General features: G+C 66.2%; 9 protein-coding genes and 2 pseudogenes. 2 read left to right on the forward strand and 9 right to left on the reverse strand.

Going from position 1 to position 13,070, the window contains the following annotated elements; translation table 11 throughout:
* Nucleotides 1-49: 49 nt before the first annotated feature.
* The 4 genes from mdoH to AC1VVM_RS00160 all read right to left on the reverse strand — a co-directional run bounded on the left by mdoH (nucleotide 50) and on the right by AC1VVM_RS00160 (nucleotide 6,130).
* Entirely contained in the window at nucleotides 50-1,882 is a 1,833-nt protein-coding gene (mdoH, locus tag AC1VVM_RS00145) for a glucans biosynthesis glucosyltransferase MdoH (RefSeq protein ID WP_482904769.1), read from the reverse strand.
* Entirely contained in the window at nucleotides 1,879-3,459 is a 1,581-nt protein-coding gene (locus AC1VVM_RS00150) for an OpgD/OpgG family glucan biosynthesis protein (protein WP_482955554.1), read from the reverse strand. Before AC1VVM_RS00150 ends, mdoH begins: the two co-directional genes overlap by 4 nt.
* Before the next feature lie 210 nt (nucleotides 3,460-3,669).
* Nucleotides 3,670-4,875 carry an efflux RND transporter periplasmic adaptor subunit gene (locus AC1VVM_RS00155; protein ID WP_482904771.1) on the reverse strand — a complete coding sequence of 402 codons (1,206 nt, stop codon included), beginning with the start codon at nucleotides 4,873-4,875 and terminating at the stop codon, nucleotides 3,670-3,672.
* On the reverse strand, nucleotides 4,868-6,130 hold the full coding sequence (locus AC1VVM_RS00160; RefSeq protein ID WP_132386989.1) for a TolC family protein: 1,263 nt from the start codon (nucleotides 6,128-6,130) through the stop codon (nucleotides 4,868-4,870). The genes AC1VVM_RS00155 and AC1VVM_RS00160 overlap by 8 nt, the downstream gene beginning before the upstream one ends.
* Nucleotides 6,131-6,318: 188 nt before the next feature.
* On the opposite strand from AC1VVM_RS00160, the gene AC1VVM_RS00165 reads away from it, so the two are divergent.
* Nucleotides 6,319-7,515, forward strand: a complete 1,197-nt coding sequence (locus AC1VVM_RS00165; protein WP_482904772.1) for a cytochrome P450 — start codon at nucleotides 6,319-6,321, stop codon at nucleotides 7,513-7,515.
* Nucleotides 7,516-7,520: 5 nt separating this feature from the next.
* On the forward strand, nucleotides 7,521-7,841 hold the full coding sequence (locus tag AC1VVM_RS00170) for a 2Fe-2S iron-sulfur cluster-binding protein (protein WP_482904773.1): 321 nt from the start codon (nucleotides 7,521-7,523) through the stop codon (nucleotides 7,839-7,841).
* A gap of 211 nt (nucleotides 7,842-8,052) precedes the next feature.
* Here the strand turns inward: AC1VVM_RS00170 and AC1VVM_RS00175 are convergent.
* The 5 genes and pseudogenes from AC1VVM_RS00175 to pobA all read right to left on the reverse strand — a co-directional run.
* Nucleotides 8,053-8,883: pseudogene (locus AC1VVM_RS00175) on the reverse strand (IS30 family transposase); the annotation flags it as partial.
* A gap of 72 nt (nucleotides 8,884-8,955) precedes the next feature.
* Entirely contained in the window at nucleotides 8,956-9,825 is an 870-nt protein-coding gene (gene istB, locus AC1VVM_RS00180; RefSeq protein ID WP_482955270.1) for an IS21-like element helper ATPase IstB, read from the reverse strand.
* Nucleotides 9,822-11,327: an IS21 family transposase gene (gene istA, locus AC1VVM_RS00185; protein WP_482955271.1), complete on the reverse strand. Its 1,506-nt coding sequence runs from the start codon at nucleotides 11,325-11,327 to the stop codon at nucleotides 9,822-9,824. Before istA ends, istB begins: the two co-directional genes overlap by 4 nt.
* Before the next feature lie 151 nt (nucleotides 11,328-11,478).
* Nucleotides 11,479-11,676: pseudogene (locus AC1VVM_RS00190) on the reverse strand (helix-turn-helix domain-containing protein); the annotation flags it as partial.
* A gap of 162 nt (nucleotides 11,677-11,838) precedes the next feature.
* Complete coding sequence (gene pobA / locus AC1VVM_RS00195; RefSeq protein ID WP_482904774.1) at nucleotides 11,839-13,008, reverse strand: 4-hydroxybenzoate 3-monooxygenase; 1,170 nt, start codon at nucleotides 13,006-13,008, stop codon at nucleotides 11,839-11,841.
* Between the last annotated feature and the right edge of the window lie 62 nt (nucleotides 13,009-13,070).

Consider the following 13,070-nt stretch of genomic DNA (forward strand, 5'->3'; position numbering starts at 1 on the left):
GGCTATAACACCAGCGTAATCGAACCGATCACGCGTCGGATGATCTCCCTCACCCGATCGCCAGCGGCGCCTCTTCCTCTTCGGCATCGTCGTGCATGTCGGGTGCCACCGGATCGACGATGGTGGGCGCCGGTACGGTGAAGAAGCCGCCTGCTTCCGCCCGCGCGCCGAGGCTCGCGCGCGAGGTCAGGCTGATCAGCCAGGGCGAGGCAAGCAGGCCCAGCGTCAGCGGCGAAAGCCACAGCGCCGTCACCGGATTGATGAACGCCGTCGCCGCGAAGGTGAGGCCCAGCGCGATGTGTTCCTTGAGGTCGGGCAGCACCTCGCGCACGCCGATGCGGCGGGCGTCGCGTTCCTGCGTGTTCCAGTGGGCCGGAATGCCGAGCGCCAGCCCGCACAGAGCCTTCACCTGCATTACCATCGTTACCGGCGCCAGCAGGATCGCCAGCGGGACTTCCAGCGCCACCGAGCGCAGGATGCCGCTCCAGCCGCCGAAGCGCTGGCGGCGGCCGGGATTGGCGGCAACCCACAGCGTTCCCATTGCCTTGGGGCCGAACAGCAGCAGCACGGTCAGCCACAGCACGCTTGGCGGAGTGCCTCCGGCAAGGGTCTGTCCGCCCTGCACCATCGCCGCCTGCGCGATCGCGGTGATCAGCAGCAGCAACCAGCCGGGCGAGGTGAGATAGGCCGAGGCACCGATCAGCAAATGCAGGCGGCTCGCCCAGTGCAGGCCCGAGGCGTCAAGCAGGCGCAGATGCTGGAGATTGCCCTGCATCCAGCGCCGGTCGCGGATCGCGTGATCGACGATGGTGGGCGGGAATTCCTCGTAGCTGCCGTCGATCATGACCATGTGCACGGCCCAGCCCCGGCGGCGCAGCAGCGCGGATTCGAACATGTCGTGGCTGAGGATGTGGCCGCCGAACGGCGGCTTGCCCGGCAGTTCGGGAAGGCCGCAGGATTCGGCGAAAGCGCGCGTGCGCACGATGGCGTTGTGGCCCCAGAAATTCGCCTCCGCGCCCGACCACCAGAGCAATCCGGCCGAGGCAATCGGCCCATAGGCCTCGCTGGCAAAGCGCATCCAGCGCTGGAACAGCGTCTGCGCGCCGACGATCATCGGCACGGTCTGAAGCAGGCCGATCGACGGGCGCTCTTCCATGATCGCGACCATGCCGATGATGGCATCGCCGCTCATCAGCGAATCCGCGTCAAGGATCAGCATGTTTTCATAGGCCCCGCCGAAGCGCTGTACCCATTCGGCGACATTGCCCGGTTTGCGCGCGAGGTTCTTCTCGCGGCGGCGGTAGTAGACGGCGATGGGCGCCTCTGCGGCGACTTCGCGCCAGGCCGCTTCCTCGCGCTTTCCGTGGAAGGCATTGGAATCGCTGAGCACGAAGAAATCGATCCACTCGGCGCCGCCCGACGCCGCAATCGAGTTCGCCATCGCGCGCACTCGGCCGAAAGTCGCCTCCACGCTCTCGTTGTAGACCGGCATCAGCACGGCGGTGCGGTGGCGCAGCGACGAGGCCGGGCTCGGGACGGCGGTGAAGCCGGGATGCTTGCCGGTGATGAGCTGGAGGAAGCCGATGGCCGATGTCACGAAGCCGAACGAGATCCACGTGAACAGCGGCACGAAGAACAGCAGCAGCACGATCTCGACCGCGTCGAGCCCATCGCGCGAGAAGGCAAAGCGCACTTCGCTGGACGCGGCGAGCGCGATCACGGCGGTCACCACCAGCAGCAGCAGGCGCTTCACCTGCATGCCGTGCGGGCTGGTCCGCACGGCGATGGAGCCCGGCGCGATGCCGTAAAGGTCCTGCACCGGCATCGCCAGCGGGGCCTCCGCCGGAAGCGGAGGGAGTGCGCGGTTTATGCCCGCCTTCATGCCTGAACGCCTTGAATAACTGTTTCGCTAAGCGCCTGTCCGGCGCGCGCAAGATAGACCCGTAGTTCCGGCGACGGCATCGCCGAAGGCCGAACGTCCAGCGTAACCCGCCAGCGCGTTTCCTCGCCCACTACCGGATAGGCGGCGGATGCGATCACCGCGCTGGCCGGAAGGCCGGTCACGGCCTGAACACCGCTGTCGCGGGTCAGCCCCTTAAGCGCCGGGCCTTCGAAATCGAACACGAACTTGCGCCCGTCCTTGGCAACCGGCGCGTCGCCCGGCTTGCCCGCCGCGCCCTGCCAGCTATCCACGCAGCGCGCGGTGGCGGTCGCAGTCGGATCCTGCGATGTCCAGTTGAGCCGATAGGCCAGATCGCGCCGCTGCCCCGCCTTCGCCGGTTCGTCGGAGAGCCAGAAAGCGGCGACATTGTCGGTCGTTTCGGTATCGGTGGTCATCTGGTAGAGCATGACCGAGCCCTTGCCCCAATCGCCCTGCGGCTCGATCCACAGCGAGGGCCGCCGGTCGTAGAACGCGCCGTCGTCCTGATAGTGGTCGAAACGCTGGTCGCGCTGGAGCAGGCCGAAACCCTTGAGGTGATCCGCGCGCATCGCATTGGTGCGGGTGAGGCGCGGATTGCTGAGCGGCACCCAGACCCTTTCGCCATTGCCGGAAAGAACGGCAAGACCGTCGGAATCGTGGATTTCCGGGCGCCAGTCGCCACGTTTGGAGGGGTCCGACTGGTCGTACCAGAACATGCTGGTGATCGGCGCGAGGCCCAGCCGCTCGACATCGCGGCGCAGGAACAGGCTGGCGCGCACGTCCTGCGTGACGCCCTGCTGGCCGTGCGTGCAGTCAAAGGCATAGGCGCCGGTGACGCTCGGCCCGTCGAGCGCGGCATGGATGCGCACGCGGTTCGGCCCGAGGTTCTCGATCCAGAACTCGGTGAAGGCGGGGAATTCCTCAGCCTTGGGCATGGCGGTATCGATCGCGACGCCGCGTGCGGAGAGGCCGTACTGATCGCGTGAGCCCGAGGCGCGGAAGTAGGACGCGCCCAGAAAGGCCAACCAGTCCGAGTGCTGGTCAGCGGTCATGACGCGGAAACCGGCGGGATCGGCGCGCGTGGCGCCCACGAAGAAGCCGCGCGTGTCGACAAGCTGGCGCGAAGTGCCGTTTTCCACGAGGTGGATCGTCACTGCCTGCGGGGCGACACCCCGGCTGGTCGGGAACAGCCGAACATCGCCTGCCAGTGCCTGCGCATTGCCATATGTCAGCTTCACCGCCGTATCGAAATCGGTAACGGCATGGGCCGAAGGCGCGGGCGCGGCCCAGGGACGCGCGGCGGCGGCCTGCGCAGTGCTGACAAGGTTGTCCCACGAAAACGGCTGCGCGGGCCCGAAATTGCCTTGCCCGGCCGTGGCGACAGCCGCCTGCGCGAGACGCGGAACCGCCAGCAGCCCGGCCATCGAGGCGAGCATGGCTGCGAAATCGCGCCGGGCCAGCGTTGTCAGTGCGACGAGGCCGGTTGCGGCCTTGGGAGCCGTTTTTCGGCCCGCATCCCTCATGTTGCCTTGGGTCATAGGTTTCATACGCACAGACGAACGCAAAGTTTCGTTGCGGTGCGTCGTAAGGGTCCTTCTACCAGCCGAATCCGGGTCAGGCGAATTCCACTAAAGCGGCGCACTGACAGCTTGGAGACGGCATTATTCAATCGCAAATGAATAGATCGTGACCGACACAAGTTGATCGCGTTCGATGATTCGCCCAGCCGTGTACTATCGCTTCTTGCGCTAATGCTTTTCGGGCGGATTGCGCCATCCCACGATCACTTCGGCGCCGGGCTTGAGGTCGTTGGCGAAGACTTCGGTACGCTTGCCGTCGCCCGCTCCGGCCGACACATAGACGCGGCGCGGCTCCCCGTCGCCCGAGACGAGATAGATGCGCGGCTGGTTGCGACCAGTCGAGTTGCCATCCACATGGGCGCCGCCGGTGCTCCCGGGCTCGAAAGTCAGCGCCGCATCGGGCACCAGCAGCACGTTTTTCCGTTCGGGCAGAGCCACTTCCACGGTCGCTGCCATGCCGGGGCGGATCGCTTCGGTCGGCTTTTCCAGCGTGAACACCGCGCGGCGCGATCCCGGTGCATCGGCGCTGTCGGCCAGCACCCGTGCCAGCGTCGCCTGCTGCACGTCATCGGGCATGGCATCGATCCGCACTTGCGCCACCGTGCCGGCATCCAGGCCGGCACTGCCGGCGCGGGCGAGCGGGATCTCGATCTCCAGCGTCTCGTCGCTTGCCGCCAGCGTGAACAGCTTCATGCCCACCCGCACGCGCTGGCCGGTGCGGATATTGCGCTCCACCACATAGCCCGCGAAAGGCGCCCGTACGACGGCGGCGGCCAACGTCTCGCTATCAGCCTTGAGGCTGTTGCGGGCCGCCGAAACCCGCGCTTCGGCGGCGGAAACTTCGCGCGCGGCTCGCTCGGCGGCGGTCCGGGCGGCTTCCAGTTCGTTGATCGCGGGCACGCGGTGGCCGGAGCGGCGCCAGACATCTTCGAAGCGCGCCAGCTTGGACGTCGCCTCGTCGCGCGCGCCGCGCGCGGCTTCAAGATCGGCCTCGGCAGCGGCCACCAGCGCGCGATCGGCCGCGAGCGTGCTGCGCAGCGGCTCGGCATCGATGGTGGCCAGGATCTGCCCCTTTTCCACTTTGCCGCCGGCCGGAACGCCCTCTGCCGTCACGGTGCCGTCGAGCGCGGCGGCCAGTGCGACCTCGCCGCTGCCGTGCACAGTGCCGCGTTCGGAGAGGAGCGGCGTGATGCTCCCCTGTTCGACCAGCGCGGTGTAGAAGGGCGAATCGGTGCCGCCCAGAAAGCGCACGACCAGCAACACAAGCGCCACCACCGCCGCCGCCAGCAGGGCGATGCGCAGCAGGTGCGTGCGGCCGCGACGAGTGCCCCCGCCCAGAAAGTGGTCGAGCGAAACCTCTTCGGGCTCAGTCACAACCGGCGCCTCCCGGCGGCGGGGTCAGGTCGGTGGCCGACCACCCGTCGCCGCGCTGGAGATGCAGGCGGATCATTGCCGAGGCCCGCTCGGCGCGAATGCCAAGGCGCGCTTCCTCGACCGACAGCGCGGAGGCTTCGGCCACATAGAGCGTCGCGAAATCGCCCATCCCGGCGCGATAAGCGCTGCGCGCATCCTGCACCGCACGGCGCGCGCGCTCACTGCTCTGCGCCAGCGCGGCCTCGCGGGTGTCGAGCGTGACGAGCGACTGGCGTGTCGCCGCGATCTCGGCCCGGGCAGCGAGTTCCGCCTTGTCCATCTCCGCGAGACCGTCGCGCAGCAGCGGCGGCGTGCCGGGATCGCCGCGATGGGCCTCGGCGGCGTCGATATCGGCCTGGCTCATCTTCTCGCGCTCGATACTGGCCAGCAGCCGATAGCGCCGCGCCTGCAAGTCGGCGCGGTGGAGCGGCCCCTCATCGGCGACGCCCGGAGGATCGCGGCCAAGATCGGGTACATCGCCAGCCTCACCCAGCGCGGCGAGCAGCGCCGCATCCTCCATGCCGGTCATCCGCGCCAGATTCGCCCGCGCCGCATCGAAACGGGCGCGCGTCGCGGAAAGATCGGCATCGGCAACGCCGGCCATGCTGCTGCCGATACCGCCGTCGATCCCGGTGACGAGCCCGGCCTGTCGGCGGAATTCGGCAATCGCCGCATTATCCCGGAACTGGTCGAGCCGCTCGGTGCGCAGGACCAGCACTTTCTGGAGCCGCCGCACCTCAACATAAGCCAGCGCCACTGCCGCCGCGCGTTCGGCGCGGGCCTGCGCATAGGCATAGGCATCGGCGCGGCGCGTGGCATCGCGCACAAGGTCCTGCTCCCCGCCAACCAGCTTGCGCACCTTTCCGGTAAGCCGCCGGGCCGCCGCCGCATCCTCCTCGTTCTGCGCGTCAAGACGGGCAGCGCGGCAGGCAAGGTCGGTATCGGCGGCGATTCCGCGCGCGATCAGGTCTGCCAGCAGCGGATCGCTCGCCGTCTTCCACCAATCGCCATCGGTTGGCGCCTCCACCGTGGGCTCGGGCGCTTTCGGCACTTGGGCGGCGGGGCCAGACTGCCCGGCGCATCCCGAAAGTCCACCCGCCGCGAGCGCACAGGCGATCGCCATGACCATCGGCGCTCCGGCGCGGTTCCATGCTCCAAATATTCGCACGCGGGCAGCGATAGCAGCAAAGCGCCGCGAGGCAATCACGCTGCGCATGCGAAGGCCCCAAGTTCTTGCAGCCGGGGACAAAAACGGACCGCCGGGCCGGACATGGGAGAGGCCCTCGGCCGCCAAATTGCCGCTGGCCATGTTTTGATCCATTGCGTATCATATCCTCGAAATTGGTCGGTCGCACCAGAGCCGAACGCATGGGGAGAAGCAGGGTTGTCGGAAGGAGCACGGCCATGAACGCCGAACCCGCAAAATGTCCGTATGGGCATGGTCAGAAATTGGGACGCGACGACCGCAAGAGCGCCCGTCTCGCCGAGGCGAACATCACGCCGCAGCCCGGATCGCGCGTTGTCGGCGACTTTGCCATCGGCCGCGAGGTCCTGCGGTCGGCCAAGGTCCGGCAAGCCGGCGCCCATGCCGACGATACCGATCTTTCGCGGCCGGACGAGGTCTCGTTCTTCTTTCTCGACGGCGATCTCCACCGCAAGCGCCGCGCCGCCGTGGCCGGGCTGTTCGCGCCCAAGACCATCGTCACCCGCCACCACGCGGTCATGCACCGGACGATGGATGAACTCGTCGCGCGGCTGCAGGAAGGCAAGCCGCTGCCGCTGGACGAACTGAGCTTCCAGATGGCGGTGGATGTTACCGCCGAGATCGTCGGCCTGACGAACAGCGACAGCAACCGCAACCTCGCCAGACGCATCAAGTCCGTGCTCGACAGTTCGCTGGACCGAAAGCCGGGCCGCATCGGCAACATGATCTTCGCCGCGAAGATGCTGCTGCGCGTCGGCCGGTTCTATCGCAAGGACCTGGTCCCCGCGATCGCCGCGCGCCGCAAGGAACCGCGCGACGACGTGATCTCGTTCATGGTCGGCGAGAATTACTCGCGCAAGGGCATGATCATGGAGTGCCTGAGCTACGGCGGCGCCGGAATGATGACCACGCGCGAATTCATCGTCATGGCCGCGTGGCACCTGTTCGACAATCTGGACTTGCGCACCCGCTACCTGACCGGCGGCGAGGCCGACCAGTCCGCCATTCTGGAAGAGATCCTGCGGCTGGAACCCGTCGCCTCGATGCTCCACCGCCGCGCGGTGGAACCGCAGCCCGGCGTGATGGAGGAAGGCGAAGTGCTCTGCGTCTCGATCCGCGAGGCCAATGTGGACGAGGCGATCACCGGCCCCTGCCCCTTCGAACTCGACCCCGACCGGGCCAAGCGGATGAAAGTGGCCGGACCCTACATGAGCTTCGGCGACGGCCCCCACCGCTGCCCCGGCGCACAAGTGGCGCTGCACGAGACGCGCATCTTCCTCGACCGCATGCTGCGCCTGCCCGGCATCCGCCTCGTTTCCGAGCCGAAGATCATCTGGAACAGCATGATCCAGGGCTACGAACTGCGCGGGGCGCTTGTCGCCTGCGATCCGGCCTGACCCTCATGGTACGCGTGACCTTTATCGACGCGGGCGGAATCGTGCGCGAAATCGAGGCGAGCGAGGGGATCTCGCTGATGGAAAACGCTGTCGCCGGCGGGATCGACGCCATCGAGGCGGTGTGCGGGGGGAACTGCTATTGCGGCACCTGTCGGGTGCACCTGACGCCCGAATGGTATGAGCGGCTCGGCGGGCCAGGCGAATACGAAGGCCCCGTGATCGAGACTTCGGGCGATGAGCATCCGAGGGTACGGCTTTCGTGCCAGCTTACGGTGACGCAGGCGCTTGAGGGACTGGTGGTGGAGACGCCTGAAGCGCAGAGCTGAACGTCGGGGGCTTCATTGCGCCCCTCAGAGGGCTAAATTACTCAAAGATCCTTCGTCATTGCGAGCGTAGCGAAGCAATCCAGAGCGGCGCAAAACTGCCCTGGATTGCTTCGCTACGCTCGCAATGACGAAGGTGAGGGTAAGGATGAGGGAATAGCCTACAGGCCACGTCCGTACCGCATCCCCCTTCCCGTCGCCCCCGCGCAGGCGGGGATGTGGATTCACATTCGAAGTGCAACGGTTGAAGAGAGCATGCCTCGGCGGGTGTTTTGAAGTCGAGGCATTTTCGCGGTGTATTGTTGTAGCGTTGGATGATGTCCTCAAAGTGGGCAGGCGAGAGATCCTCGATGTTGGTCTTGCGCGGCAGGTCGCGTCTGAGGCGGCCGATGGCGTTTTCGACGCCGCCCTTTTGCCATGGGGCGTGGGGGTCGCAGAAGAACGTATCGATGCCGAGACGGTGCAACCTGTGGTGCTGTGCAAACTCGGTGCCGTTGTCGAGGGTCAGGGTTTGGCGCAAGGCGGCGGGCCAGGGCCGCAGCATGGCGGCGAGCAGGTCGGCGGTGCGCCGGGCCTTTCGGTCGGGCGGATGGCAGATCAGGGTGTAGCGCGAGGAGCGTTCATGGGCGACGAGGATGGCCTGGCCGTATCGGGCGAAGAGCATGAAGTCGGCCTCCCAGTGGCCGGGCCGGGACCGATCCGCGGCCTCGCCCGGGCGCATGGCGATGGGTTGGCGCTTGGCGATGAAGCGGACCGAGGATCCGCCGGGCTTGCGGCGCCATCCGCGGCGGGCCTTGGCGCGGGGCAGATAATGGCGCCATGATCGATCGTTCGTCCGCCTGATCTGGGCATGGATGAAGCGATAGATGCTCTCGTGACTGATGATACGCACGCCGGCCTCGCGGGCCATGCGGCCGGCGATCTGCTCGGGTGACCAGCCGGCCGCGAGGCGGCCCAGCACGCCCTCGCGCAAGGCCTGATCGCGTTCGAGGCGCATGCCCGACCAGCGCCGGGCGCGCGCCTGCTCTTGCGCATAGCCGGGCCGATTGTAGCGCGACAAACTGGATGATGATTGCGCGTCAATCAGGATGAGAATGTGATTGTCGCAGCGCGTCGATCAGTGCCCGTTTAGATTGTCGCTGGCAAGTTCGTCGTTCTCATCCTGATTGTCGCGGATGGTCTCGAGAACCTTTGGCGTGGTGTATGCGGCGGGCCGCCCGGCACCGGTGCGTCTGGCCTGAGCGGTGCGCCGCCGGTAACTTTCGACGTTCATCTCGAAGATGGTGGCGTGGTGGACGAGCCTGTCGACAGCGGCGAGCGTCATCGCGGGATCGGGGAAGACCCTGTTCCACTCGCCGAAGGGCTGGTTGGCGGTGATCAGCAACGACCGTCGCTCGTAGCGCGCGCTGATCAACTCGAAGAGCACCGATGTCTCGGCTTGGTCGCGCGAGATGTAGGCGAAGTCGTCGAGAACCAGCAGGTGGTATTTGTCGAGCTTGGCCATCGCGGATTCGAGCGCGAGTTCGCGCCGCGCGACCTGCAGGCGTTGCACGAGGTCGGAGGTCCGGGTGAACAAAACCCTCCAGCCCCGCTCTACCAACGCCAGGCCGATAGCTGCGGCGAGGTGGGTTTTGCCGCCGCCGGGCGGACCGAACAGGATGAGGTTGGCACCTTGCTCGAGCCAACCATCGCCAGCGCACAGGGCCATGACCTGGGCCTTGGAGATCATCGGCACGGCATCGAAGGCGAAGCAGTCGAGGGTCTTGCCTGCGGGTAGATGTGCCTCTGCCAGGTGGCGTTCGATCCGACGCCGATCGCGTTCGGCAAGTTCGTGCTCGGCCAGCGCGGCGAGGAATCTGCTGGCGGGCCATCCTTCCTTGTCTGCCTGGGCGGCGAAGTCCCCCCAGATGTGCTTGATGGTGGGCAAGCGCAGTTCGTTGAGCATGAGGCTGAGACGCTGTGCATCAATCATGGGAGTTGCGTTCATGCGGCTTCTCCCTGTTCGATAAGTCCGTCGTAGATCGAGAGCGGCACCAGTTCGACCACGACTTCGGGCAGATCGGCAGGGTCCGGACAGAACCGGGCCCGCAAGGTTGTCAGGCACGGCGTTCGGCGCGCCGCCAGGTCCTCGGTCAGGAGCCCCGCGAGTTCGGCCTCGCATGCACGCTCGTGAGCCATGGCCAGAAGTTCGACGGTGGTGCGGCAGGCTTCCCGCTCGCCCTGAAATTCCAGCAGGTGGTCGAACATCAGGCGATAGGCCTCTCGCGGGAACAGGCTATCGCGATAGACCAGCCCTAACAGTGCCATGGGCTTACGGCGCAGGGAATGGATCACGTGCCGGTAATCAACAACGTGGCCGTGCTTCCCGTTCATGCCTGCGCGTCCGCGCGGCAGGGTCATGAGTCTCGTGCCGCCGATGAAGAGGTCGAGGCGGTCATCATAAAGGCGAGCCCGCAAACGGTGCCCGATCAGGCGGGATGGGACCGTGTAGAACACCTTGCGCAACGTGAAGCCGCCCGAGGATGTGACCGTCACGAGGATCTCCTCGTAGTCGGTGGTGCGCACGTCCGGCAGCGGCTGCAGGAACTTGCGTTCGGCATCGATCCCGGGGCCGTGCCGCCGGTTGCGCGCATTCACGACCTCGTCGATGAAGCGGCGATAGTCGGCAAGGTCGGAGAAGTCGGCGCTCCCGCGCAGCAGCAGCGCATCCCTAATGGCAGCCTTGATATGGCCATGGGCACTTTCGATCGCGCCGTTCTCATGGGCAACGCCCCGGTTGTTCCTCGTGGGCTCCATTCCATAATGGTCACAGAGCGCGTCATAACGCTTGGTCAGGTCGACCCTGGCATCCGCGTCCAGATTGCGGAAGGCGGCCGAGAGGCTGTCGGTACGATGAAGCTTCGGCGCGCCGCCTGCGGACCAGAGCGCGTTCTGCAGCCCTTCGGCCAAGGCGACAAAGCTCTCGCCGCCCAGGATGATGTGCCCGTGTTCGAAGCCGCCACATGGAAGCCGGAAGTGATAGAGCAGATGGTCCAGGGGCTGTCCGGCGATGGAAACTCCCAGATCGTCCATGCACGTAAAATCGGACAGGCCGAGCCGCCCGGCCTCGTGCACTTGCCGGAAAATGACTTCGCGATCTTGCCCGTTGACGGCGCGCCAGTCGCGAATGCGCCTCTCCAGGGTTCGCCGGGAGCCGAACTCCGTCTCGGGATATCGGCGCCGCAGCTCCTCGAAGATCGCTATGGGCCGAAGGCCCGGGGCAGCCTCTAACATCGGCACGACAACTTCATCGAAAATACCGGCAAGGGGATCGGGTCGGCGCCGGCTGCGCGGTGTTTGCCGCTGCGATGGCAGCTGGGTGGCCTGCAGAACCCGATAGCCCGTCGCCGGACTGAACCCGGCCTTCGCCGCCGCCAAGGCGACGGGGTCATAACGTCTGTTGGTCATGAAAAGTCTCACTTGATGATCGTTGATGTGTCGGCCGGCCACACGTCAGGTCCTCCTCCCCGGAAAACCCGATGCATAGCGGCCACCACGACCATCACAGGCACCCGGCAAAGAGTGCCTCCGGTGTGTCGGGACCGGCTACGGGCTACGCCCTACGCCGATCCCGACACACCGGATTCTCATCTTGATTGTCGCGCTTTCTCGTCCAGATCGCCGCGCAACAGGGCCGATAGCCCACCGTGCTGCCGCTGTTGCGCTTCAGCTCCCGAAAGATCGTCGATGCCGAGCGATCCAGAGCTGCCGCGATCTGGCGCAGCGATTGCCCGTCTTCATGAAGACGGGCAATCGTACACCGCTCTTCCAGATCAAGCTGTTCGTAAGCTCTTCCCATGACAACACCATAACCTGGTGTTGCACTTCGTTTGTGAACTTGGCGGATCCCGCTTCCTTCGCGCTACCTCGCCAAGAAAAGCGGGGCCCCCGCCTGCGCGGGGGCGACGAGTGTTATGGGTGACCATCAGGTCTCAACATCAGCGATCAAAGACCGCCCAGTTTAAACCGGCAACCCCACATAATTCTCGGCAATCACCCGCCGCGCATGTTCGCTCGACGCAATGTAGTCCAGCTCCGCCAGCTGCATGCGGCGCTCGAACGGACCGTCCTCGGGGAAACGGTGCATCAGCTTGGTCAGCGACCAGCTGAACCGCTCCGAAGCCCAAACCCGGCGCAGCGCCTTGGCCGAATAGCCGACCACGGCGTCATTATCGGCCTTCCGGAAGAACCCGGTCAGCGCCTCGCAGGCATAATAGACGTCGCTGGCGGCAAGGTTCAGGCCCTTGGCGCCGGTCGGCGGCACGATGTGCGCGGCATCGCCGCAGAGCAGCAGGCTGCCGTGGCGCATCGGCTCGAACACGAAGGAGCGCAGCGGCGCGATCGACTTCTCGATGGAGGGCCCGCGCGTGATATGCGCGGCGGCATCGGGGCCGAGGCGGATCGCCAGTTCGTTCCAGATGCGCTCGTCGCTCCAGTCTTCCAGCTTCTCGGTCAGCGGAACGTCGATGTAATAGCGGCTGCGCGTGTGGCTGCGCTGCGAGGCAAGCGCGAAGCCGCGTTCGTGGTGCGCGTAAATCAGTTCGTGATTGCACGGCGGCACATCGGCCAAAATGCCGAGCCAGCCGAACGGATAGACGCGCTCGAACGTCTGGCCGACACTGGCCGGGATCGCCTGACGCGACGGGCCATGAAAGCCGTCGCAACCGACGATGAAGCGCGCGTCGATGCGCTGTTCGGCGCCGTCTTTCGAATAGGTCAGGTAAGGCGCATCGCTCTCGATGTCGTGGAGCGCCACCTCACCCGCCTGATAGATCACTTCAAGGCCGCGCTGCTCGGTCGCTTCCATCAGGTCGCGCGTCAGCTCGGTCTGGCCATAGACCATGACCTGTTTGCCGGTCAGTGCTTTGATGTCGATGCGGATCAGGCGTTCGCCGTCGGCAAGGTTGAAGCCGTCATGCGGCAGGCCTTCCGCCTTCATCCGCGCATCGAGGCCCAGCCGCTCCATCAGCGCGACGGTGCCCTGTTCGAGCACGCCGGCACGGATGCGCGAGAGCACATATTCGCCCGTCTGGCGCTCGACCACGACACAGTCGATGCCTTCGGCGCGCAGCAGGTGACCCAGCAACAGGCCAGCCGGCCCGGCGCCGACAATGGCGACTTGAGTTCGCATTCTCCATCTCCCGATCGTGCGGCCCGCCCTTCGGACGGCCGCATTGCGTGTTCACGGGATTG

It is taken from the genome of Novosphingobium sp. BL-S-33 (assembly GCF_056857025.1).